19 protein-coding genes and 1 riboswitch are annotated in these 23,560 nt (G+C 71.9%); of the genes, 5 read left to right on the forward strand and 14 right to left on the reverse strand.

From position 1 onward, the window contains the following. Positions 1-124: 124 nt before the first annotated feature. The gene (locus tag ACFRU2_RS39930; protein ID WP_382981234.1) at positions 125-3,553 is read right to left on the reverse strand and encodes a S8 family serine peptidase; all 3,429 of its coding nucleotides are present in this window, start codon (positions 3,551-3,553) and stop codon (positions 125-127) included. A gap of 61 nt (positions 3,554-3,614) precedes the next feature. Beyond that, a complete protein-coding gene (locus tag ACFRU2_RS39935; protein ID WP_382981235.1) occupies positions 3,615-4,595 on the reverse strand; it encodes a GlxA family transcriptional regulator in 981 nt (326 codons plus the stop codon). 116 nt (positions 4,596-4,711) lie between these two features. On the opposite strand from ACFRU2_RS39935, the gene ACFRU2_RS39940 reads away from it, so the two are divergent. Continuing rightward, positions 4,712-5,641, forward strand: a complete 930-nt coding sequence (locus tag ACFRU2_RS39940) for an NADP-dependent oxidoreductase (RefSeq protein ID WP_382981236.1) — start codon at positions 4,712-4,714, stop codon at positions 5,639-5,641. A gap of 8 nt (positions 5,642-5,649) precedes the next feature. On the opposite strand, the gene mnmA is transcribed toward ACFRU2_RS39940, so the two are convergent. Beyond that, positions 5,650-6,783 carry a tRNA 2-thiouridine(34) synthase MnmA gene (mnmA, locus tag ACFRU2_RS39945; RefSeq protein ID WP_382981237.1) on the reverse strand — a complete coding sequence of 378 codons (1,134 nt, stop codon included), beginning with the start codon at positions 6,781-6,783 and terminating at the stop codon, positions 5,650-5,652. A 71-nt stretch (positions 6,784-6,854) separates the two neighbouring features. Here mnmA and ACFRU2_RS39950 point away from each other — a divergent pair, with 71 nt between their 5' ends. Further along, positions 6,855-7,535: an N-acetylmuramoyl-L-alanine amidase gene (locus ACFRU2_RS39950; RefSeq protein WP_382981238.1), complete on the forward strand. Its 681-nt coding sequence runs from the start codon at positions 6,855-6,857 to the stop codon at positions 7,533-7,535. A 24-nt stretch (positions 7,536-7,559) separates the two neighbouring features. Here the strand turns inward: ACFRU2_RS39950 and ACFRU2_RS39955 are convergent, their stop codons facing one another. The 11 genes from ACFRU2_RS39955 to ACFRU2_RS40005 all read right to left on the reverse strand — a co-directional run bounded on the left by ACFRU2_RS39955 (position 7,560) and on the right by ACFRU2_RS40005 (position 20,113). Further along, positions 7,560-8,723: a cysteine desulfurase family protein gene (locus tag ACFRU2_RS39955; protein WP_382981239.1), complete on the reverse strand. Its 1,164-nt coding sequence runs from the start codon at positions 8,721-8,723 to the stop codon at positions 7,560-7,562. Positions 8,724-9,164: 441 nt separating this feature from the next. Next, the gene (locus ACFRU2_RS39960) at positions 9,165-10,031 is read right to left on the reverse strand and encodes a thioesterase family protein (RefSeq protein WP_382981240.1); all 867 of its coding nucleotides are present in this window, start codon (positions 10,029-10,031) and stop codon (positions 9,165-9,167) included. Between the two features lie 74 nt (positions 10,032-10,105). Further along, positions 10,106-10,762 (reverse strand): trimeric intracellular cation channel family protein, encoded by a 657-nt coding sequence (locus ACFRU2_RS39965; protein WP_382981241.1) that lies wholly within the window; start codon positions 10,760-10,762, stop codon positions 10,106-10,108. Positions 10,763-11,075: 313 nt separating this feature from the next. After that, positions 11,076-12,179, reverse strand: coding sequence for an ABC transporter ATP-binding protein (locus ACFRU2_RS39970; protein ID WP_382981242.1), 1,104 nt, complete (start codon positions 12,177-12,179; stop codon positions 11,076-11,078). 5 nt (positions 12,180-12,184) lie between these two features. Continuing rightward, positions 12,185-13,306, reverse strand: coding sequence for an ABC transporter ATP-binding protein (locus ACFRU2_RS39975; protein WP_382981243.1), 1,122 nt, complete (start codon positions 13,304-13,306; stop codon positions 12,185-12,187). After that, positions 13,303-14,301: an ABC transporter permease gene (locus tag ACFRU2_RS39980; RefSeq protein WP_382981244.1), complete on the reverse strand. Its 999-nt coding sequence runs from the start codon at positions 14,299-14,301 to the stop codon at positions 13,303-13,305. Before ACFRU2_RS39980 ends, ACFRU2_RS39975 begins: the two co-directional genes overlap by 4 nt. 126 nt (positions 14,302-14,427) lie before the next feature. Next, positions 14,428-16,209, reverse strand: coding sequence for an ABC transporter substrate-binding protein (locus tag ACFRU2_RS39985; RefSeq protein WP_382981245.1), 1,782 nt, complete (start codon positions 16,207-16,209; stop codon positions 14,428-14,430). A 102-nt stretch (positions 16,210-16,311) separates the two neighbouring features. Then, on the reverse strand, positions 16,312-17,307 hold the full coding sequence (locus ACFRU2_RS39990; RefSeq protein WP_382981246.1) for an ABC transporter permease: 996 nt from the start codon (positions 17,305-17,307) through the stop codon (positions 16,312-16,314). 474 nt (positions 17,308-17,781) lie between these two features. Then, positions 17,782-18,522: an enhanced serine sensitivity protein SseB C-terminal domain-containing protein gene (locus ACFRU2_RS39995; protein ID WP_250746298.1), complete on the reverse strand. Its 741-nt coding sequence runs from the start codon at positions 18,520-18,522 to the stop codon at positions 17,782-17,784. Positions 18,523-18,589: 67 nt separating this feature from the next. Beyond that, positions 18,590-19,300 (reverse strand): enhanced serine sensitivity protein SseB, encoded by a 711-nt coding sequence (locus ACFRU2_RS40000; protein ID WP_382981247.1) that lies wholly within the window; start codon positions 19,298-19,300, stop codon positions 18,590-18,592. Positions 19,301-19,426: 126 nt separating this feature from the next. Beyond that, a complete protein-coding gene (locus ACFRU2_RS40005; RefSeq protein WP_382981248.1) occupies positions 19,427-20,113 on the reverse strand; it encodes an AAA family ATPase in 687 nt (228 codons plus the stop codon). 179 nt (positions 20,114-20,292) lie between these two features. Then, positions 20,293-20,396, forward strand: a riboswitch (glycine riboswitch). Positions 20,397-20,580: 184 nt separating this feature from the next. Between ACFRU2_RS40005 and gcvT the strand changes: the two genes are divergently transcribed. From gcvT to glyA, 3 genes are all read left to right on the forward strand, one after another. Further along, positions 20,581-21,696: a glycine cleavage system aminomethyltransferase GcvT gene (gcvT, locus tag ACFRU2_RS40010; RefSeq protein WP_382981249.1), complete on the forward strand. Its 1,116-nt coding sequence runs from the start codon at positions 20,581-20,583 to the stop codon at positions 21,694-21,696. A gap of 95 nt (positions 21,697-21,791) precedes the next feature. Next, positions 21,792-22,172 carry a glycine cleavage system protein GcvH gene (gene gcvH / locus ACFRU2_RS40015; RefSeq protein WP_250746304.1) on the forward strand — a complete coding sequence of 127 codons (381 nt, stop codon included), beginning with the start codon at positions 21,792-21,794 and terminating at the stop codon, positions 22,170-22,172. Between the two features lie 14 nt (positions 22,173-22,186). Beyond that, entirely contained in the window at positions 22,187-23,443 is a 1,257-nt protein-coding gene (gene glyA, locus ACFRU2_RS40020) for a serine hydroxymethyltransferase (protein WP_382981250.1), read from the forward strand. Positions 23,444-23,560: the final 117 nt, after the last annotated feature.

Genomic DNA, 23,560 nt, shown 5'->3' on the forward strand with positions numbered 1-23,560 from the left:
GGCCTCTTCTTCCTTGCGGGATCGGCTTGTTGGGACGATCCTGCCCGCCGGTGGCCCCGGAAGCGATTACTTCCGGGGTCATCGGCGCGGGCGAGGCGGCCGGCGAGTCGGTCGGCCCGGCGGGTCAGCCCGCGAGGTAGGCGCGCAGGACGGTCACCTCCGAGGTGTTGCCCGAGCGGTCGGTGACGGTGCCGCGCAGGGAGACCGTGCCGCCCTTCTCGGGGGTGCGGACCTCGACCCTGCCGTGCCGGACGTGGAGGGGGCTCCAGGTGCGGCCCTCGTCGTAGGAGACCTGGACCCGCGGGGCGGACCGGTCGGTGGCCGCCGGGCCCTGGACGGTGACCGGGAAGTTCTCCGTGCGGCCCGCGGGCAGGGTGCCGTCCAGGGCCGGGCGGGCGTCGAAGCGGACCGCCGACACCGGGAGCGCGGTCGGTTCGGCCGTCTGCTTCGAGCGGAACCGCCAGGTGGCCGTGGTTTCGGAGGAGGTGGCGGAGAGTTCCGGGCTCAGGCGGGTGGTCGTGGTGAGCTCGTAGGAGGCCTCGCCCGGTGGGACCGGGAAGGGCGCGCTCGACTCCAGCGGGGCCTCGCTGCGGCCGACCTCCACGCCGTCCCGGCGCAGGACGGTGGAGCCGGTGGCGTCGTAGAACCCGCCCGCGTGGTTCGCGCCGTCGGCCAGGAGCGGGACGGAGCCGCTGATCGAGTCGCCTTCGCGCAGCACCCCGTGGAGGTCGTCCACCTTGGGTCCGAAGACCGCCGCGTTGAAGCGCTCGTGGTAGGTGCGGCCGCCCTTGAAGGTGCGCGCGCTCTGCGCCTCGTACATCGTCTCGTCGTGCGGGACGCCGTCGTCGTCGTAGCCGGAGCCCTGGGTGAAGAAGAGGTCCCACGTGGCCCCGTCGAGGGTGGACACGTAGAGCGTGGCCGTGGCCGGCAGGGGCCGCCGGCTGGATGCCGTGGTGCCGGAGCGGCTTCCCGGGATGGTGCCCATGGCCACGGCCGCGCCCCTCTTGCCCGGGACGGAGGCGCCCTGGCCGACCACGAGGGCCGCCAGGTCCCGGCGCCCCAGGTGCCGGGTGTAGCCGGTGGCGAGGCCTCGTACGGGGCCGCCGAGGACCGCGTGGTACTCCGCCGAGGCGCCGTCGTCCCAGTGCACGTCCCACTGCTGGCTGAGGGTGCCGGCCTCCGGCTGCGGACCCAGCTGGCGGGTGCGCAGTCCGGTGAGCGAGTTGAGCCACAGACCGTAGTGGTACTGGGCGTCGCCCTCGCGCAGGGTGTAGGTGGGCATCGTGAACCCGACCTGCGCCGTCTTGGAGGGCACGGTGATCTCCACCGGGCGGGTGGTGCGCGCGTCGAGGGTGACCGTGGTGTCCGCGGTGATCTCCAGCTGCGGCTGGACGATCCAGTCGGTGCCCTGCGTGAGGTCGAGCGGGTCGACGACGAGGGTCGCGTCGAGCAGGTACCCGCCCTTGGGGACGCGCAGGGTGACGGTGCCGGACGGGTCGTGGGGCTCGAAGCGGCGGGTGGCCGCGGCGCCGCGGACGCCCTGCACGGTCGTGGTGTGGTGCTCGGCGGGCCGGCCGTCCCGGCCGAGGTGGCGGAGCGTCAGGTCGTAGGACTCCAGCTCGCGTTCGGCGACGGCCGCCGTGCGCACCTGCCCGCCGGCGCCCGGGCCGCCGGTGACCGTGGCGGTGGCGTACGCGCTGTACGTGCCGTCCACCGAGCCGCCGAGGCGGGTGTCCACGGTCAGCGCCGTCTCGGCGGTGCCGCCCGCCGGGACGGTGAGCCGGCGGGCGCCGAGGGTGAAGAACCCCTCGGGCGCGGGCGCGCCGCCGGGGGCGCTGCCGGCGACGGCGAGGTCGAGCGTGACGGGTTCGCCGCCGAGGTTCCGGTAGGTGATCTTCCGGGACTGCGGGGCGTCGTCGGCGTGCGGCCAGCGCTGCGTGTCGAAGGTCAGCGGCCCCTCCAGGACGACGACGCTCCGGCCCGGCGCGCCGTCGACGGCGATCCGGCCGGTGCCCTGCTGGTAAGGGGTGTACGCGCCGCCCCTGGCGGAGCCGGTCAGTGCGCCCTTGAGCTCGGGGCCCTTCCAGTCCGGGTGCTGCTGCTTGAGCAGGGCGGCGGCCCCCGCGACGTGCGGGGTGGCCATGGAGGTGCCGGAGAGGGTCAGGTAGCCGGGCGGGTTCTGCCCGAACTCGCGGTCGAGCTCGCTGCCCGGGGCGGCGGCCGCGGTGATGTCGACTCCGGGTGCGGTGACGTCGGGCTTGACGCCGCCGCCGGGGAGCGGGCCGGTGCCGGAGAAGGGGGCGAGGGCGTCCGCGTCGTCGACGGCGCCCACGGTGAGGGCGGCGTTCGCGCTGCCCGGGGAGTCGATGGTGCCGGGACCGCGCCGGCCCCGGTTGCCCGCCGCGACGGCGAACAGCACGCCCTTCTCGGCGCTGATCCTGTCCACGGCCGCTTCGACGGGGTCGAGCTGCGGGGTGTCGGGGGCGCCGAGGCTGAGGTTGACGATGTCGGCGCCCTGGGCGACGGCCCATTCCATGCCGGCGAGGATCCCGGAGTCCCTGCCGGAGCCCCCGTCGTCGAGGACCTTGCCGTTCAGGAGCCTCGCGCCGGGCGCGACCCCCTTGAAGGCTCCGGCCGAGCGGGCGCCCGTTCCGGCGGCGATGGAGGCGACGTGCGTGCCGTGGCCGACGCGGTCCACGGCGTCGGCGGACCGGGAGAAGTTCTGTTCGGCGACGACCTGGCCCACGAGGTCGGCATGGGTGGCGTCGATGCCGGTGTCGAGTACGGCGATCTTGACGCCGGCGCCGTCGTATCCGGCGGCCCAGGCCTTGTCCGCGCCGATCTGGCGGGTGCTCCCGTCCAGGGTGGCGGTGCGCACGGCGTCGAGCCAGACCGTGGCGATGCCGGGGGCGGCGGCGCGGCCGCCGGCGTCCCGGCGGGGGTCGGTGAGCGCCTCCCAGAGGGCCGCGGCGCCCCCGGGAGTCGCGCTGACGGCCTCGGCGTCGAGGGTGGGGTAGGAGCGGGTCACCTCGACCCCGTCGGCGGCCCGCAGCGCGGACCGGGCGGCGGTGAATGCGGCGGGGGCGCCGGCGAGGGCAGGGCCCTCGTAGCCGACGATCAGCTGGAGCCGGGCGGCGGGGCGGGGGGCCAGGTACTCGGGGCGGCTCAGTTCGGTGATGTCGAACAGGCGCGGGTCGAGCTTCCCGGCGCGGATCAGCGGCTGGGCGTCGTACGGCACGACGCTGGTGTGGCCGTTCTCGGTGCGCACCGAGAACGGGATGCGCGCGCGGCCCTCGGCGCGTTCGAGGGAGACGGGCCTGCCGTCGGCGGCGAGGACGACGCGGTCGCCGGTGACGAGGGTGATGCGGGTGGCCGGGGCCGGCGGGGCGGCGGATCTCGCGCCGGGCCCGGTGCCCAAGGAGCCGGGCCCGGTGGCTAAGGAGCCGGTCGCGGGCGCTGCGGCGGCCGGGGTGGTCAGCCCCGCCGCGAGCGCGAGGGCGGCGGCCGCCGCGACCGAGGCCGCCGCCCCCGCCCTGGAGTGGTGGTTGCGCACGTGGTTCCCCCTGAGAAGAAGAGTGCAGGGCCACGCAGTATGCCGACGTCCTGACGGAGCATCAATGGTGCGCAACTACAGGGGAGTTGGGCTGATAGACGCGTCGGTAGGCGATCGGGGAGATGCCGAGTGCGGAACGCATGTGCTGGCGCAGCGAGTTCGCGGAGCCGAAGCCGGAGCGGTGGGCGACCAGGTCGACGGGGAGGTCGCTGGATTCCAGCAACTGGCGGGCGACTTCCAGGCGTTGGCTGGTGAGCCACTGCACCGGGGTCATGCCGACCTCGTCGCGGAAGCGGCGGGTGAAGGTGCGCAGGCTCATCCGGGCGTGGGCGGCCAGCTCCGCCAGGGCGATCGGTTCGGTGAGGCGTTCCAGTGCCCAGGCCCGGGTGGCGGTGGTGGTGGCGACGGTGGGTTCGGGGACGGGACGGACGATGTACTGGGCCTGCCCGCCGTCGCGCCACGGCGGGACCACGCACAGCCGGGCGGCGAGGTTGGCGACGGCGCTGCCGTGGTCGGCGCGTACGAGGTAGAGCAGCAGGTCGATGCCTGCGGCGACCCCGGCCGAGGTGAGGATGTCGCCGTCGTCGACGAAGAGGACGTCCTCGTCGAGCGCGACCCGCGGGAAGGCCCGCCGGAACTCCGGCGCGTGGATCCAGTGGGTGGTGGCGGGCCTGCCGTCGAGCAGCCCGGCGGCGGCGAGCACCTCGGAACCGGTGCAGATCGACACGATGCGCGTGCCCGGGCGGATCCGGGCGAGGGCGTCGGCGAGGGCCTGCGGCAGCGGCTCCCCGCGCAGGAGCCCGGGCAGGGAGTGGGTGGGCGGGATGATCACGGTGTCGGCCGCCGCGAGGGCCTCGGGCCCGGCGCTGACGCCGATGGTGAATCCCGCGTCGGTCGCCACGGGCAGGCCGTCCGGGGTGCAGACGGTGACCTCGTACAGGAAGCTCCCGCCCTCTCCCCGGGCGTTCCCGAAGACCCGCGAGGGCATGCCGAGCTCGAACGGGGCGACGCCTTCGAGGGCGAGTACGGCTACACGGTGCATGGCCAGATTCTGTCACATGGTGGCCATTCGGCCACCACCACGCGGGTCGACGCGGGGCCAAGCTGGTGCCATCGGCCGGGGAAACCGGCAGGTCACTACGGATCAGGGAGACATTCATGCGCGCCATCGTCGTCAGCCAGTGGGGCGGACCCGAGGTACTGACCGAGACCGAGATCGAGCGGCCGGAGCCGGCCATCGGCGAGATCCTGGTACGGGTCCACGCGGCCGGGGTGAACCCGGTGGACTGGAAGACCCGGGCGTCCGGCGCCCTCATCCCCTGGGGGCCCGTCCCGGCAGTCGGCTGGGACGTGTCCGGCACGGTCGAGGCCGTCGGTGCCGGCGTGACGATGTTCCAGCCGGGCGACGAGGTCTTCGGCATGCCGCGCTTCCCCGTCCAGGCGGGCGGCTACGCCGAGTACGTCACGGCCCCGGCCAGGCACTTCACCCGCAAGCCCGCCGAGATCGACCACGTGCAGGCGGCGGCGCTCCCGCTGGCCGCGCTCACCGCCTGGCAGGCGCTGACCGACACCGCGGGCCTGCGGGCCGGGCAGCGGGTCCTGGTGCACGCGGCGGCCGGCGGCGTCGGGCACTTCGCCGTCCAGATCGCCAAGGCGCTCGGGGCGCACGTGATCGGCACCGCCAGCGCCGCCAAGCACGAGGTGCTCCGCTCGCTCGGGGCCGACGAGCTGATCGACTACCGCACCACCGCGTTCGAGGACGCGGTGACGGAGGAGGTCGACGTGGTGATCGACGCCATCGGCGGCGACTACGGGACGCGCTCGCTGAAGGTGCTGCGCCCCGGCGGGCACCTGATCACCCTGAACGGCCCCGACCAGGTCCCGGCCGCCGACACGGAGGGCTTCCACACCGGCTGGACCCTCGTCGAGCCGGACCACGCGGGCCTGAAGGCCATCGCGGCACTGGTCTCCGAGGGCAGCCTCCGCCCGGTCATCGACACGGTCCTGCCGCTGTCGCAGGCCGCGAAGGCCCACGAGATCGGCGAGCAGGGCCGGACCACCGGCAAGATCGTCCTGACGGTGGTCTGACTCGGACCCTAGACGCCCGCGGTCGCCCGGGTGGTCGCGGAGATCGTGGCGGAGCCGACCACGCGGGTGCCGTCGTAGAGGACGATCGCCTGGCCGGGGGCCACGCCGCGGACCGGCTCGGTGAAGCGGACGTGCAGTTCGCCCTCCACCAGCTCCGCGAAGACCTCGGTCTCGCCGCCGTGGGCGCGCAGCTGCGCGGTGTACGTACCCGGGGCGGCGGCGGTGGAGCCGCACCAGCGGGGGCGGATCGCGGTGAGGGCGGTGACGTCGAGCGCCTCCACCGGTCCCACCGTGACGGTGTTGTTCACCGGGGAGATGTCGAGGACGTAGCGCGGCTTGCCGTCGGGGGCCGGGTGGCCGATCCGCAGGCCCTTGCGCTGGCCGATGGTGAAACCGAAGGCGCCCTCGTGGGTGCCGACCTTCTCGCCGGTGGCCTCGTCGACGATGTCGCCCTCGGCCTTGCCGAGGCGGTTCGCCAGGAAGCCCTGGGTGTCGCCGTCGGCGATGAAGCAGATGTCGTGGCTGTCGGGCTTCTTCGCGACGGCCAGACCCCGCTCCTCGGCCTCGGCGCGAATCTCTTCCTTGGTGGTGAGGGTGTCGCCGAGCGGGAACAGCGCGTGGGCGAGCTGCTTCTCGTCGAGGACGCCGAGGACGTACGACTGGTCCTTGGCCATGTCGGAGGCGCGGTGCAGCTCGCGCGTGCCGTCCTCGTTCAGGACGACGGTGGCGTAGTGGCCGGTGCAGACGGCGTCGAAGCCGAGGGCCAGGGCCTTGTCGAGCAGCGCCGCGAACTTGATCTTCTCGTTGCAGCGCAGGCAGGGGTTCGGGGTGCGTCCGGCCTCGTACTCGGCGATGAAGTCCTCGACGACGTCCTCGCGGAAGCGTTCGGCGAGGTCCCAGACGTAGAACGGGATGCCGATGACGTCGGCGGCGCGGCGGGCGTCGCGGGAGTCCTCGATCGTGCAGCAGCCGCGGGCTCCGGTCCGGAAGGACTGCGGGTTCGCGGAGAGGGCGAGGTGGACGCCGGTCACGTCGTGCCCGGCTTCGACGGCGCGGGCGGCGGCGACGGCGGAGTCCACACCGCCGGACATGGCGGCCAGGACGCGGAGGGGGCGGGGGCTGCTCGGCAGGTTCTCAGTCATAGCACCGTCCAGGGTACGGGGGAACCGCGCGGGGTCACAGCGCGTTCTCGGTGGCAGGGGGTGGATCACCAATGGGGAGCAAGAGCGACAAGGGCGGTACGGGCAACAAGGGGCGGCCGGGCCGGACCCGCAGGGCGGTGCTGTTCGGCGGGCTCGGGGTGGTGACGGCCGCGGCGGTCGCCGGGCGCGACGAGCTCAGGCGGGCCTGGTGGCTGGTGCCGGGGGTGTCCAAGCCGCGCAAGGAGGGCGAGCTGGACCACGCGGGGGCCTCCTGGACGGCGGCCTCTCCGGCGAACTGGCGGCTGGCGGACCGGCCCGCCGACTACCGGGTGGACCGGATCGTGGTGCATGTCACCCAGGGCGGCTTCAAGTCCTCGGTGGACGCCTTCAAGAATCCGTTCCACCGGGCGTCGGCGCACTACATAGTCGGCCAGGACGGGCACATCGAGCAGATGGTGCGCGAGCTCGACGTCGCCTTCCACTCGGGCAGCCGCTCGATGAACGAGCGCAGCGTCGGCATCGAGCACGTCGGCTTCGTGGACCGGCCGCAGGACTTCACGGACGCGATGTACGGGGCTTCGGCGCGGCTCGCCGCGGACGTCTGCAGGCGGTACGGGATCCCCGCCGACCGCAAGCACTTCCTCGGTCACTCCGAGGTGCCCGGAGCCGACCACACGGACCCGGGCCGCCACTGGGACTGGGGCCGCTACCTCCGCATGGTCAACGAGGCCGGCGCCGCGGGCGCGGCCTGACCGGCAAGACGCCCCCTGGCCGAGTCAGCTGAGTCCCGCCGTGCGTGCGCGGGCCACGGCCGGGCCGATGGCGGCGGCGACCGCGTCCACGTCGGCCTGCGTGGAGGTGTGGCCGAGGGAGAAGCGCAGGGTTCCCCGGGCCAGGCGCGGGTCGGTGCCGGTGGCCAGCAGCACGTGGCTGGGCTGCGCCACGCCGGCCGTGCACGCGGAGCCGGTGGAGCACTCGATGCCCTGCGCGTCGAGCAGGAGCAGCAGGGAGTCCCCCTCGCAGCCGGGGAAGCTGAAGTGGGCGTTGGCGGGGAGCCTGCCGTCCGGGTCGCCGCCCAGGACCGCGTCGGGGACCTCGCGGAGCACGGCGGCGACGAGCCGGTCGCGCAGGGCGCCGATCTCGGTGGCGAACCGTTCGCGCCGCTCCGCGGCGAGTACGGCGGCCACCGCGAAGGCGGCGATGGCCGGGACGTCGAGGGTGCCGGAGCGCACGTGCCGCTCCTGGCCTCCGCCGTGCAGGACGGGTACGGGGGTCTGGTCGCGGCCGAGCAGCAGCGCGCCGATCCCGTACGGTCCGCCGACCTTGTGGCTGCTCACGGTCATGGCGGCGAGGCCGCTGTCGCCGAAGCGGACATCGAGCTGGCCGAAGGCCTGGACGGCGTCGGAGTGCAGCGGGATGCCGGACTCCCTTGCGACGGCGGCCAGTTCGGCGATCGGCATGACGGTGCCGATCTCGTTGTTGGCCCACATGACGGTGGCCAGCGCGATGTCCTCGGGGCTCCGCTCGATCGCCTCGCGGAAGGCCTCGGGGTGCACGCGCCCGTATCGGTCCACGGGCAGGTACTCGACCTGCGCGCCCTCGTGTTCGGCGAGCCAGTGCACGGCGTCGAGGACGGCGTGGTGCTCCACGGGGCTGGCGAGCACCCGGGTCCGGGCGGGGTCCTGGTCCCGCCGGGCCCAGTAGAGCCCCTTGACGGCGAGGTTGTCGGCCTCCGTGCCGCCGGCGGTGAAGACCACCTCGCTCGGACGGGCCCCGAGCGCGTCGGCGAGGGCCTCGCGGGCCTCCTCGACGGTGCGGCGGGCGCGGCGGCCGGCGGCGTGCAGGGAGGACGCGTTGCCCGTGACGCCGAACTGCGCGGTCATCGCCGCAGCGGCCTCCGGCAGCATCGGGGTGGTGGCGGCGTGGTCGAGGTAGGCCATGATCCCCCGATTCTACGAGCCCCCCGCACCCCCACTGCCCCGCCGGGGCCTCACAGCCCGCCGACGGACCCCCCGCCCGCGCGGCGACCTGCCCTTCCGTCCGGGCCCGGAGCGCTACGGCCGCGCCGCGCGCGGGGCCGGACCCGGCTGCGGGTGTGCCGCTGCGCGGGGCCAAGTCCCCTACCCGCCCTTCCACCGTTCCCCGGGCTCCGCCCGGACCCGCAAAGACCCTGGGGCTCCGCCCCAGACCCCGCGCCTCAAACGCCGGCGAGGCTGGATGTACCCAGCCCCTCCGGCGTTTGAGGAACGGGGGTCCGGGGCGGAGCCCCGGGGAACGGGCGAAGGGTGGGTAGGGGAACTCGCCCCGCAGGGCCGACCCGCCACCGCCGGACGGAGTTCGGCGCAGCGCGGCGAAGCCCGCGCAGCGGTGCGGGGAGCGCGTTAAGAGGGCGCCACTACGCGGGGGGCGCTCGCCAGCTGGCGGGACTGGGCCACCAGGCGGTCCGCCGAGTCCCAGACCTCCGCGTCCTCCTCCAGGAAGCCGCCCGCCAGGTTCCGCGTGGTGATCGACACCCGGAGCGGACCGGGCGCAGGGCGGTGGCGGATGTGGGTGGTGAGTTCGACCGTCGGGGTCCAGCCGAGCAGGCCGAGGTCGAAGGAGGTCGGCGGGAGCGCGTCCACCGCGAGGAGGAGGGAGAAGGGGTCGGCGTCGCGGCCGTCGGCGAGCTCGAACCAGGACCGCATCTCCCCCTTGCCCGAGGGCTGCCCGACGGCCCAGCCGGCCGTCGCCGGGTCCAGGCGCAGCCGGAGCCGGTCCACGATCGCGGAGCTGCCGGGGATCGGGGCCGGGCCCGCTTCGGGGCCGAGGCAGTCCTCGTAGGCGGGAATGACGGGCGGGAGGGCCGTGGTGTGGACGGAGTCCGGGAGCGCCGCGAGGTCCCCGTAGGAGGCCAGGACGCGGATCCGCTCGATCTCGGCGCCGTTCTCGTCGAACTGGAAGAGCGAGGCCTGCCCGGTGGAGAGCGTGCGGCCGACCCGTACGACCTCGGTGCGGATCACGGCGGGGCCGGGGACCGACGAGGTCAGGTAGTGCGCGGAGACCGTGAAGGGGTCCGGGTGCGGCAGGGCCGCCGACAGGGCGCGGCCGACGAGGGCCAGGAGGTAGCCGCCGTTGACGGCGGTGATGATCGTCCACCCGGCGGAGAGGTCCGCGTCGTACACACCGGGCTCGCCCGCACGGGCGGTGACGGTGGTGTCGCGGTCGAACTCGCTGTCGCCGATGGAGGCCTTGGCAGCTGCGTGTGACATGGAACGACCGTACACCCGGTCCCTACTAAGCGGTAGCTTTGCTTGGTGTGGCGGCCGCTACGGTGCCCCGCCCCCTACGGCTCCTCCGCCACCGACGAGCGGCGGTTCCACGCGAGGGGCGCCCGCAGGTGGTAGCGCATGGCCAGCAGCCGCAGGACGAAGGTGGTGACGATCGCCAGGGCCGTCGTGACGGCGTTCAGGTTGTCGAAGCTGATGAAGAGCGCCACCATCGAGGCGCCGACGAGGGCCGGCACGGCGTACATCTCGCGGTCGCGCAGCAGCGAGGGCACCTCGTTGACGAGGACGTCGCGCAGGACGCCACCGCCGACGGCCGTCGCCACGCCGAGCGCGGCGGAGGCGGTGAGGCCCAGACCGAACTCGTACGCCTTGGTCGTGCCCGTCACGCAGAACAGCCCGAGGCCGGCCGCGTCGAAGACGTTGATCGCGCGGTTGATGCGCTGGACCTCGGGGTGGAGGAAGAAGACGAGCGCGGCGGCGACCAGCGGTGTGACGAAGAACCCGAGATCGCTGAAGGCGGCGGCGGGGGTGGCGCCGATGACGATGTCGCGGAACAGGCCGCCGCCGAGGGCGGTGACGAGCGCGAGGACGACGATGCCGAAGACGTCGAAGTTCTTGCGTACGGCGAGCAGGGCGCCGGCCGTGGCGAAGACGAAGATGCCCGCGAGGTCCAGGCCGTGCTGGACTCCGGGCGGGAAGAGATCGTGGAGCACGGGCTCATTGTGCCGGTCGCCTGCGGCGTGCTCGAACATGTGTGGTGCGGCCGCGGCTCCGAGGGGGCGGCGGGCCCTGCCGGGCCGGGGCTGCACCCCGTGGGGCCGCGGAGCGTGGCCGGGTGCGGCGCCGTTCCCGGGGGCCGGCCCCCGGACCCCCGCTCCTCAAACGCCGGAGGGGCTGATCTTGCCCGGCGCCGCCGATTCGTCCCGGCGGCGCCCACGCTCCCCGGGCGGGGCCGATGACACCCGGGCGGGCCCGGAGCTCCCCCGGGCGGCTCCGGACCTGGCCGGCGCCGCCCGGGGTGCGGCCTCAGTCCGTCGGGGCGGCCACGGCGTCCGACGCGCCCGGCAGGGCCGGGTCGCCCGGGGCCTGGTCGGGGGCGTTCTCCGGGTGGTGGCAGGCCACCTGGTGGCCGGTCTTCAGCGCGATGAGCGGGGGCTCCTGCGTGGTGCAGACCTGGGTCGCCTTCCAGCACCGGGTGTGGAAGCGGCAGCCGGAGGGCGGGGAGATCGGCGAAGGGACGTCGCCCTTGAGCAGGATGCGGCCGCTCTTGACTCCGCGTCGGCGCGGGTCCGGCACCGGGACGGCCGACATCAGGGCCGTGGTGTACGGGTGCATAGGCGCCGTGTACAGGGACTTGTTGTCCGCGAGCTCGACGATCTTGCCCAGGTACATCACCGCGATGCGGTCCGAGACGTGCCGGATGACCGACAGGTCGTGGGCGATGATCACGTACGTGAGGCCGAGCTCCTGCTGGAGGTCGTCCAGCAGGTTGACCACCTGGGCCTGGATGGAGACGTCCAGGGCCGAGACCGGCTCGTCCGCCACGACGAGCTTCGGCTTCAGGGCCAGTGCGCGGGCGATGCCGATGCGCTGGCGCTGGCCGCCGGAGAACTCGTGCGGGTAGCGGTTGTAGTGCTCCGGGTTGAGGCCCACCAGGGAGAGGAGGCGCTGGACCTCCGCCTTGAGACCGCCCTCGGGCTCGACTCCCTGGAGCTTGAACGGGGCGCTGACGATGGTGCCCACCGTGTGCCGCGGGTTCAGCGATCCGTAGGGGTCCTGGAAGATCATCTGCACGTCGCGGCGCATCGGGCGCATGCCCGACACGCCCAGGTGCGTGATGTCCTTGCCCTCGAACTCGACCTTTCCGCCGGTCGGTTCGAGCAGCCGGGTGATCAGCCGGCCCATGGTCGACTTTCCGCAGCCGGACTCGCCGACGATGCCGAGGGTCTCACCGGGGTAGACCTCGAAGTCGATGCCGTCGACGGCCTTCACGGCCCCGACCTGGCGGCGCAGCAGCCCCTTGGAGATGGGGAAGTGCTTGACCAGTCCGGTCACCCTGAGCAGCGGCTCCGGGGAGTCCACCGCCTGGGCCGGGACTGTGACCGTGGCGGCCTTCTCGTTCTTGCTCATGTCGGTCACAGCTTCGGCGCAATCTCTTCGGTCCAGATCCGGTCCCGCTGCTCCGGGGAGAGGTGACAGGCGGCCCAGTGCCGGCCGGCGCCCTCCGCGGAGGTGTCGACGAGGGACAGCTCGGGCCGTACGGTCCGCGTGACATCGCCCTTGGGCAGGTCGGCGTACGGGCACCGGGGGTTGAAGGCGCAGCCGCTCGGGATGTTGATCAGGCTGGGCGGCGAGCCCTTGACCGGGATGAGGCGCTCGGTCTGCTCCCGGTCGATGCGGGGCATCGAGCCGAGCAGGCCCCAGGTGTACGGGTGGCGGGGCTCGTAGAACACCTTCTCCGCGCTGCCGCGCTCCACGCACCGGCCGCCGTACATCACGAGGAGGTCGTCGGCCATCTCGGCGACCACGCCGAGGTCGTGCGTGATCATGATGACCGCGGAGCCGAACTCCTTCTGCAGGTCCCGGATCAGGTCGAGGATCTGCGCCTGGACGGTGACGTCGAGGGCGGTGGTGGGCTCGTCCGCGATGAGCAGTTCGGGGTTGTTGACCAGCGCCATCGCGATCATCGCGCGCTGGCGCATGCCGCCGGAGAACTCGTGCGGGTAGCTGTCGACCCGCTTGTGCGGCTCGGGGATGCCCACGCGGTCGAGGAGCTCGACCGCCCGCTTGCGGGCGGCCTTCTTGTCGACCTTGTGGTGGACCCGGTAGGCCTCGGCGATCTGCTTGCCCACGGTGAAGTAGGGGTGCATCGCCGACAGCGGGTCCTGGAAGATCATCGCGATCTCCCGGCCGCGCAGCTTGCGGACCTCTTCCTCGGGGCTGGACAGCAGTTCCTTGCCGTCGAGCCAGATCTCGCCGGAGATCCGGGCCCGCTGGCGGCCGTACTGGCCGACGCGGTGCAGGCCCATGATGCCCAGCGAGGTCACCGACTTGCCGGAACCGGACTCGCCGACGATGCCGAGGGTCTTGCCCTTCTCCAGCGTGAAGGAGAGTCCGTCCACGGACTTGACCAGGCCGTCTTCCGTGGGGAAGTGGACCTTGAGGTCGCGTACGTCGAGGAACGCGGTGCCGGGTGCGCCGGAGGCGACGGGCTCGTTCAGTGCGCCCGTCACGGCGGGCGTCGTCGAATCGGTCATGACAGCCTCACTCGGGGGTCGATCACCGCGTACAAGAGGTCGACGACGAGGTTGGCCGCGACGACGAAGAAGGCGGAGATCAAGGTGATGCCGAGAATGACCGGCAGGTCGTGCTCGCTGATGGCGCGGACGGCGCTGTAGCCGAGGCCGTGCAGCGAGAAGGTGTACTCGGTGAGGACGGCGCCGCCCATCAGCGCGCCGAGGTCGAGACCCAGGACGGTCAGGATCGGCGTCATGGTCGAGCGCATCGCATGCTTGCCGATGACGACGGGTTCCGTCAGTCCCTTGGCGCGCGCGGTGCGGATGTAGTCCTCGTTGAGCACTTCGAGCATGGTCGCGCGGGTGAGTCGCGCGTACATCGCCGCGTAGAGGAAGGCGAGCGAGATCCACGGCAGGACCATGCCGTTGAACCAGGCTCCCGGATCCTCGGCGAAGGTCTTCTCCGGCCGTCCGAACCAGCCGAGCTGGTCGGAGAAGAGGGCGATGGCGAGCATGCCGGTGAAGTAGATGGGGAGGGAGACGCCGGCGAGGGCGAGGCCCATAGCCGAACGGTCCAGGACCGTACCGCGCTTGAGGGCGGAGATGACGCCGGCGGCGACACCGCCGATCACCCAGAGCACGACGGCACCGGCGGCGAGCGAGAGGGTGACGGGCAGCCAGTCGGTCAGCAGCGGCCACACCTCCTGCTCGGTCTTGAAGGAGTAGCCGAAGCAGGGCGCGGCGCATTGCGTGACGTCGTTGCCGTTGGCGTACGTACGACCCGCCACCAGCCCGACGACGAACTTGCCGAACTGGACGAGGATCGGGTCGTCGAGACCCATCTTCTGCCGGATGCCTTCGATGGCGGCGGGGTCGGACTGCTTGCCGACGAAGTACAGGGCCGGGTCCGTCCCGATCATCTTCGGGAAGAGGAAGAAGATTCCGAAGGTCACCAGCGAGATGACCAACAGCATGACGATGACGGCGAAGATCCGCCGGATGAGATATGCAAGCACTGCGCTCGGCCTGGCCGCGGCCCGGGGACGCCCTCTTCTGGAGAGCGCCCCCGAGCCGCCGCCGCGGCCATCACCTGCCCTTCGTGCCTAGCGGGTGTGGCACTGGAACTGAATCGGACGGTCGGTCTACTGGACGCCGAGCGAGGCGTAGTCGTAGCGGCCGTTGTACGCGTCGGAGGTGTAGACGTTGGTCAGACGGCTGCTGCGCCAAGAGATCGTCTTGTCGTAGACGAAGGGCAGGTAGACCGCGGCCTCGGAGACCTTCTGGTTCATCTGCTTGTAGATGTCGCCGGCCTTGGCCGGGTCGGTCTCCGCGATGGCGTCGTCGAACAGCTTGTTGATCGCCGGGTCGTTGAGCTCGGAGAAGTTGTTGTTGCCGCTCTGCAGGATGAAGCGGCCGTCGACCAGCGGCTGGGAGAAGCCCTGACCGGTCGGGAAGTCGGCGCCCCAGCCCATGATGATGATGCCGTAGCCCTTCTCCTTGACCACCTTCGGCGAACCGATGATGCCGGAGGTCTGGGCGCCGTCGAACTGGTCGACGTCGGCCTCGATGCCGACCTGCTTCAGGGCGTTCTGCAGGGAGACGGCCGTGGCGACCTCGACCGGCTTGTTGTTGCGGACCGCGATGGTGGTCTTGAAGCCGGTCTCCTTGCCACAGGCCTTCAGTGCGGCCTTGGCCTTCTCGACGTCGGGCTTGCCGTCGTTCGTCAGGACACCGTACGGGTCGTACTTGCCGTCAGCGCCCTTGATGCCCAGCGGCAGCATGTTGGGGGCGATGTCGCCACCGGCCTGCGGGCCGCCGCGGGCGGTCTGCAGGGACTTGTGGTCGGCCGCGTAGATGACGGCCTTGCGGCACTCGATGTTGTCGAACGGCGCGACGGTCTGCGGCATCACGGCGTACCGGATGAAGCCGGTCTGGCCGTTGTCCAGGTTGTCCTTGTGGTCCTTCAGCGCGGTGGCGCGGGCCGCCTGGCCGATGCCGGTCGCGTTGATGTCCAGGTCGAACTCGCCGTTCATCAGGCGCTTGTCCATGTCGTCCGCGTTCGCCATGAACGTGACCGAGATGGTGTCCGGGAGCGCCTTGCGGATGGTGTCCGACTCGGCCTTCCAGGCGGTGTTGCGCGAGAGCTTCATGCTCTTGTTGGGCTCGTACGAGTCGATCTTGTACGGGCCGTTGGAGAAGGGCTTGAGGCCGTACTTGGCCGCGGTGTCCTTGTCCTGCTTGACCGGGCTGGCGGCCGGCATGGCCAGCATCTGCTCGAAGTCGCCGTTGGGCGCGGGGAGCTTGAAGATGATGGTCTTCGCGTCCGGCGTCTCGATCGCCTTGAGGCCGAGCTTGTCCGGGCTGGTGTCCTTGTACGGACCCTGGTACTCGGTCTTCGGGTCGAGGACCTGCATCAGGTAGACCGGGCCGCCGGAGATGACGTCCTGGGCCCAGGTGCGCTCGATGCCGTACTTCACGTCCTGGGCGGTGACGGGGGTGCCGTCCTCCCAGGTCACGTTGTCCTTGAGGGTGTACTTGTAGGTCTTGCCGCCGTCGCTGATCTCCGCGTTGGCGGTGGCCAGGTCGGGGACGAGCTCGGTGCTCTTGGTGCCCGGCTCCGCCTTGAAGCTGACGAGCTGGCGGGCGTAGTACCGGGAGAAGTCCCACATGAAGCCGTAGTAACCGCGCTGCGGGTCCCAGGAGTCGGCTTCCTGGGTACCGACGAACTTCAGCTCGCCGCCCGCCTTGGTGGAAGCGTTGGCGACCTTGCCGATGGCGGCGTTGAAGCCGGCCGAGGCGGACGGCTTGTCCCCGTCCTTGGCCTTGCCGTCGTCTCCGCCACAGGCGGTCGCGGACAGCATCGTCGCGAGCACGACGGCCGTGCCGGCGACAAGCCTGCGCTTGGACATGCGATGGGTAGTCACGATGCTCGCAACCCTCCGTTGTGATTCCGGTTCGAAGCCGGGTTCCGGTGTGCCCTGCGGTTCTGACCTACGGGTGCCCTGCGGGATGACCTGCGGGGACGGCTAACGGGAGCCCTTCGGGTCGAGGGCGTCGCGGACGCCGTCGCCGAAGAGGTTGAAGGCCAGCACGGTGATGAAGATCGCCGTGCCGGGGAAGATCATGAAGAGCGGATCGTCCTCATAGGTCCGCACGGCCGTCGAGAGGGTCTCGCCCCAGGACGGTGTGGGCGGCTTGACGCCGACGCCCAGGAAGCTGAGCGCGGCCTCGGTCAGCACGTTGGTGGGGATCATCAGCGTCGCGTAGACGGTGATCGGCGCCACCAGGTTCGGCAGCAGCTCGCGGAAGAGGATGTACATCCGGCCCGCGCCCAGGCTCCGCGCGGCTTCGACGTACTCCCGTTCGCGCAGCGACAGGGTCTGTCCGCGGACGATGCGGCCGATGTAGGGCCAGCCGAAGAAGCCGATCACCAGGACCAGTACGGCGATCCGCAGACCGGATCCCTCGAAGCCCCAGAGCTTGGCGGGGACGACCGAGACCAGCGCGATGATGAAGAGCAGCTGCGGGAAGGCCAGCAGCAGGTCCATGACCCGGCTGATGGCCGCGTCGACCCAGCCGCCGAAGTAGCCGGCGACGATGCCGAAGAAGGTGCCCAGGGAGACCGCCACGAAGGCGGACAGGAAGGCGACCAGCAGGGAGATGCGGGCGCCGTAGATGATGCGGCTGAACACGTCGCGGCCGTTGACCGGCTCGACGCCCAGCAGGAAGTCGCCGCTGATGCCGCCGTAGTCACCGGCGGGCAGGCCCAGCAGCGGGTCCAGCAGGTCTTCGTGCAGCTCCTCCGGGGGGTGGCCGAACGCGCTGACGATCAGCGGCGCGAACAGTGCGACGAGGATCAGCAGGAGCACGACGAAACCGCCGGCCAGCGCGACCTTGTCGCGCTTGAGCCGCATCCAGGCGATGCGGCCGGGCGAGCGGCCTTCGATGGCCTTGGCGGGGACGTCGGCTACGGACACGGGTGCGGGTGTCTCCGCGCTCATGTCGTGCAGTGGTGCCGTCATCGTGGTGGGGACCCCTCTCGGCCGACGGGTGGGCCGGCCCATGCCCGCCGCTGTGGCGGCGTTGGTGCGGAGTGGCGCTCGGAGTGCGAGGTACGGATGCGTTGCTGCGGAACGGGCCGTGCTGGTGGTGCGCATGGTGCTGTGCGAAACAACAGGCGAAGTTCCCGTGACGGGATCGTCTTTGGAGGACTCACCCGCTCTTGGGTGGGGAGTCTTCATCGGGCGCTCGATCAGCCGCCAGACCCGCAGGTGAATGGATGCGCAACCGTGATCTGAGGGTCGAGTTCCCGTTATCCGGACTTCGCTGTCATCTCAGCGGAGCAAGACATCCTGTTCGGTACGGAATCGGACATGGCGCCCAACTCGGCGTACTACTGCGCCTATTGGGCGTACATCAGCGTCGAAATCAGGACAACGCAAAGGCCGCACGGAACGACTGTTCCGTGCGGCCTCGGGTGGCTGAATACCGATGTCTCAGTAGGCGGGCGCCTGTCCCTCGCGGTCATAGAAGGGCCTGGTTTGCGCCCGCAGCCACATCGCCACCGGATCGTGTTCGTCCGCGAGCGCGACCGTGCACACGGGCACTCCCTCGGGGACCGCGCCGACCGACTGGCGCATCATCTCGCGCACGGATTCCAGCGCGTGCGCGGAGGCGTCGTACAGGTCGAGCCCGACGGCGAGGTACGGGGACCCCAGCGCGGGCTGCACCCAGGCGCGGCGCAGCGAGCGGACGGCGGGCGTGCGGTGCGCGTGCTGCGTGAGCAGCCCGTAGAACTGCGGCAGCTCGATGGCGGGCTCGGACAGCCGCAGCGGGCCGGCCGGCATCCGGTCCAGCCCGGTGGCGATCCGGCGCAGGTCGGCCCAGGGAATGCCGACGCCGCCGCCCTGGGCGTGCGGGTTGAGCCACAGCCCCCAGCGGTCGGGGTAGAGGGCGCGGGCGATGTCCCGGCCGGTGACCACCTCGTACCCGCGGTTCCAGCCGCTGGCGGCCAGCTCCTGCGGGGAGGTCACGCAGGGCGCGTACCCGAGCCCTTCGACCTCCATGCCCCCGTACTGGGCCTCGGGGGAGCCGGGCTGCCCCTGCCAGAGGAGCATCCACAGCCGCCCCTCGGCCAGGGCGTGCAGGAGAGACTCGTAGCTCTCGTAGCGCCCCGGAGTCACCTGGCGCAGCATGTGCTCGACCTGCCCGACCGCGGCCGTGCCTGACGCACTCACCCGGTACCCCTCTTCGTCTGTTCGTCCGCCCGTCGTCCACGCGTGTCGGCCACCAGCTTAAGCGTCACTACGGCAGGTAGAAGGGGCGTACGCGCTCACGTATGTAGTCGACGACCGGGTCCTCGGCGGCGTCGAGCAGGATCAACTGCACCGGCCAGGGCGGTGGTACGCGGGTCAGGGCGCGGCCCAGCGCGTCCATCGGGGCGTTTCGCATGCCGGGCTCCCATCCCACCAGGTGGACCCCGACGTACAACTCCGGCGCGCCGCCCTCGACGCTGGCGAGGCAGCGGTGCGCGGACGCGACGACTCCGGTGGCGCGGAACTCCTCCGCAGCGGCGGCCAGGAACTCGACCGGGTCCTCCTGCCAGTCGGGCTCGTAGAGCCGGACCCGGCCGCCGGTGGCGGGGCCGTCGAGCGGGCTGCGGCCGGTGCGGCAGAGCTCCGCGACGGCCGGCGGGGGCAGGGGCACGCCGACGGCCCCCTCGGGGTTGACCGCGATGCCGAGCTGCGGGGGCAGGCCGCGGGCGAAGTCCACGGCGGGGGCGACGGCGAAGTCCATGGCGGGTCCGGCGCAGGCGCGGAACTGCTCCTCGGAGCTGTAGACGGGCACGTAGGCGGCGCCGTCGATGTCCATGGTGGGCAGGCTCAGACTGTTCACCCCGCCGGGCAGCGGGATCCACAGGTGGCTCCGCCCGAGGACCTCGAGGATCCGCCCCCCGGCGTCCGCCTGTCCGAGCGCCGCCCCGAGCACCTGCTCCAGCTCGTTACCCGGCCACATGTACGTCTCCGCTCGCTTGCCCTTGGTCTCGACCCGAGATTAACGGGCGCCTGCGACACCCCGGCCGGGGGCCGCCCCCCGCCCGCCATCCGCCGCCCGCTATCCGCTATCCGTCTCCGCCGTCCGCTAGCGGAAGCCGATCGACGTCAGCCGGGACGCCGCCGGCCGGTCCAGCAGGGTCACCGACGCGCAGCCGGCCGGCGGGCGGCCCGCCTCGGCCTCGCGCAGCAGCCGGGCCACCGCGCCCCGGTGCCGGGCGAAGGCGTACGCCGAGACGCCCCGGCCCCGCGCGGCCTGCCCGGCCCGGGCCTCCTCGGGTGTGGTGTCCAGCAGCACGAGGTGCAGCGCGCGGCCGCGCCGCCGGGCCGCCGAGGCCAGCCGCGCCCGTACCCAGCTCTGCGTACCGCAGTCGTGGACGACGGCCGGGGCCCCGGAGCGCAGGACCCGCCACAGGCCCCAGTAGTGCGCGATGCGGACCGCGGGCCGGTACACCGCGTAGGGCAGGGCGGCCGGCATCCGGCGCTCCCACCGCTCGCGGGCGTCCTGGGAATCGATGCCGCCGCCCTCCGCGGCCCGTTTGATCAGGGTGCTCTTGCCGCCGCCGGGCAGTCCGGAGACCACCACGACGTCCCCGGCGGCGAAGCGGAGCGCCCGCGGCCCCTCGGATCCGCGCAGGTCGCGTACGGCTCCGGGCTCCCCCGCCGCCGCGGCCGCCGCCGGATCCCGTACGACGGCGCGCTGCGTCGGCACCCCGGCCACCGCGTCCTCGACGGTGCCCGTGGTCGTCGCCGCCAGTACTCCGAATCTCCGCACAGTGATCGCCTCCCCCGATACGGGTCACGGGACCCGTTCCCCCTGAGTGTAAAGAGACGGTAATCCGGCGGCGCCGGTTCCGTTCCCGGTCCGCTCCGCTTGCGGACCCCCTCCCCCATTCGGCCGCACGTCGTGCAATGATGTGCGCCATCTGGACACCTAACTGCATACCGGCCGCTTGAATCCGCGCGGGAGAGTCCCGGCACGCCGCAAGGCGGTGCCCGGGCGCCGAAGGAGCAAGTACCTCCCTTGAATCTCTCAGGCCCCGTACCGCGTGGATGAGGCAGATCTGAAAAGCGAGCCGCGCCACCGCCCGTGAGGGCTCCGGCGACGGTTCCACCCAAGGTGCAAGTCGATGGCCTTCCCCTTGAAGCGGGGAACTCTCGGCGAACCTCTCAGGTTCCGATGACAGATGGGGAGGAACTCCTCCTCGTCATGTCATGCCCTGGGACCCGGGAGCCACACCCATGAGCACTGCCCCCCGCCTGACCGCCCTCGATGCGCTGCACCGTTCCCTCGGTGCGACCATGACCGATTTCGCGGGCTGGGACATGCCCCTGCGGTACGGCAGCGAGCGCGACGAGCACAACGCCGTCCGCACCAAGGCCGGTCTGTTCGACCTCTCCCACATGGGCGAGATCACCCTGACGGGCCCCGAGGCCGTCAAGGTCCTGGACTACGCCCTGGTCGGCAACATCTCCACCGTCGGCGTCGGCCGCGCCCGCTACACGCACATCTGCCAGGAAGACGGCGGCATCGTCGACGACCTGATCGTCTACCGCCTGGGCGAGACCGAGTACATGGTCGTCGCGAACGCCTCCAACGCCCAGGTCGTCCTGGACGCGATCACCGAGCGCGCCGCCGGCTTCGACGCCGAGGTCCGCGACGACCGCGACGCGTACGCGCTGCTCGCGGTGCAGGGTCCGGAGTCCCCCGGCATCCTCGCCTCCCTCACCGACGCCGACCTGGACGGGCTGAAGTACTACGCCGGCCTGCCCGGCACGGTCGCCGGGGTGCCCGCGCTGATCGCGCGTACCGGCTACACCGGCGAGGACGGCTTCGAGCTGTTCGTCGCCCCCGAGCACGCCGTGGAGCTGTGGCAGGCGCTGACCAAGGCGGGCGAGGGCGTCGGCCTGGTCCCGGCCGGTCTGTCCTGCCGCGACACCCTGCGCCTGGAAGCGGGCATGCCGCTGTACGGGCACGAGCTGACCACCTCCCTCACCCCGTTCGACGCGGGTCTGGGCCGGGTCGTGAAGTTCGAGAAGGAGGGCGACTTCGTCGGCCGCGCCGCCCTGGAGGCCGCCGCCGAGCGCGCCGCCTCCAACCCGCCGCGCAAGCTGGTCGGCCTGATCGCCGAGGGCCGCCGCGTTCCGCGTGCGGGCTTCTCCGTGACCTTCGACGGCCAGGTCGTCGGCGAGGTCACCTCGGGCGCCCCGTCCCCGACGCTGGGCAAGCCGATCGCGATGGCCTATGTCGACGCGGCGCACGCCGCGCCCGGCACCTCCGGCGTCGGCGTGGACATTCGCGGTACGCATGAGGCGTACGAGGTCGTGGCACTGCCGTTCTACAAGCGGCAGAAGTAATCCTCGTACAGCTCGTACCCGCACGTCGGCGCCCCGCGCCGCCCTCGCACGACCACCGTTCGTATCCACTCCCCCGCATCCAGGAGAATCAGGCCATGAGCAACCCCCAGCAGCTGCGTTACAGCAAGGAGCACGAGTGGCTGTCGGTCGCCGAGGACGGCGTCTCGACGGTCGGCATCACGGAGTTCGCGGCCAACGCGCTCGGTGACGTCGTCTACGCCCAGCTTCCCGAGGTGGGTGACACGGTGACCGCGGGCGAGACCTGCGGCGAGCTGGAGTCGACCAAGTCGGTCAGCGACCTGTACTCCCCCGTCACCGGCGAGATCGTCGAGTTCAACCAGGACGTCATCGACGACCCGTCGCTGGTGAACTCGGCTCCGTTCGAGGGTGGCTGGCTCTTCAAGGTGCGCGTCACGGAGGAGCCGGCCGACCTGCTCTCCGTCGACGAGTACGCCAAGCTCACCGCCGGCAACTGACCCAGGGAACCCTGATGTCTGTACTGAACACGCCCCTCCACGAGCTCGACCCGGACGTCGCCGCCGCCGTCGACGCCGAACTCGTGCGCCAGCAGTCCACCCTGGAAATGATCGCGTCGGAGAACTTCGCTCCGGTCGCCGTCATGGAGGCCCAGGGCTCGGTCCTGACCAACAAGTACGCCGAGGGCTACCCCGGCCGCCGCTACTACGGCGGCTGTGAGCACGTCGACGTGGTCGAGCAGATCGCGATCGACCGCATCAAGGCGCTCTTCGGCGCCGAGGCCGCGAACGTGCAGCCCCACTCGGGCGCGCAGGCCAACGCGGCCGCGATGTTCGCGCTGATCAAGCCGGGCGACACGATCATGGGCCTGAACCTGGCCCACGGCGGTCACCTGACCCACGGCATGAAGATCAACTTCTCCGGCAAGCTCTACAACGTGGTCCCGTACCACGTCGACGAGACCGGTGAGGTCGACATGGCCGAGGTCGAGCGCCTCGCCAAGGAGACCAAGCCGCAGCTGATCGTCGCGGGCTGGTCCGCCTACCCGCGCCAGCTCGACTTCGCCGCCTTCCGCCGCATCGCGGACGAGGTCGGCGCGTTCCTGATGGTCGACATGGCGCACTTCGCGGGCCTGGTCGCCGCGGGTCTGCACCCGAACCCGGTGCCGCACGCCCACGTCGTCACCACCACCACGCACAAGACCCTCGGCGGTCCGCGCGGCGGTGTCATCCTGTCGACGCAGGAGCTGGCCAAGAAGATCAACTCCGCGGTCTTCCCGGGTCAGCAGGGCGGCCCGCTGGAGCACGTGATCGCGGCCAAGGCCGTCTCCTTCAAGGTCGCGGCCTCGCCCGAGTTCAAGGAGCGCCAGGAGCGCACCCTGGAGGGCGCGAAGATCCTCGCCGCCCGTCTGGTCCAGGACGACGTCAAGGCCGTGGGCGTGGACGTCCTCACCGGCGGCACCGACGTGCACCTGGTCCTGGTCGACCTGCGCAACTCCGAGCTGGACGGCCAGCAGGCCGAGGACCGCCTCCACGAGGTCGGCATCACGGTCAACCGCAACGCCATCCCGAACGACCCGCGGCCGCCGATGGTCACCTCGGGTCTGCGGATCGGTACGCCGGCGCTGGCCACCCGCGGTTTCGACGCCGAGGCCTTCACCGAGGTCGCCGAGATCATCGCGCAGGCGCTGAAGCCGGCGTACGACGCCGAGGACCTCAAGGCGCGCGTCTCCGCGCTCGCCGCGAAGTTCCCGCTGTACCCGACGCTCTAGGCACCGGCTTGAGGGGGCCCGGTCTTGTTGTGCACAGGGCCGGGCCCCTTTCATGACCAAAGCCCCAGGCGGATGCGACCTATTGCCGCTGATTCTTCCAATAAATGGCAAATAGGC

Origin of the sequence: Streptomyces sp. NPDC056883 (assembly GCF_042788835.1) — a bacterium.
In the GTDB taxonomy this organism is placed as follows: domain Bacteria; phylum Actinomycetota; class Actinomycetes; order Streptomycetales; family Streptomycetaceae; genus Streptomyces; species Streptomyces stoeckheimensis.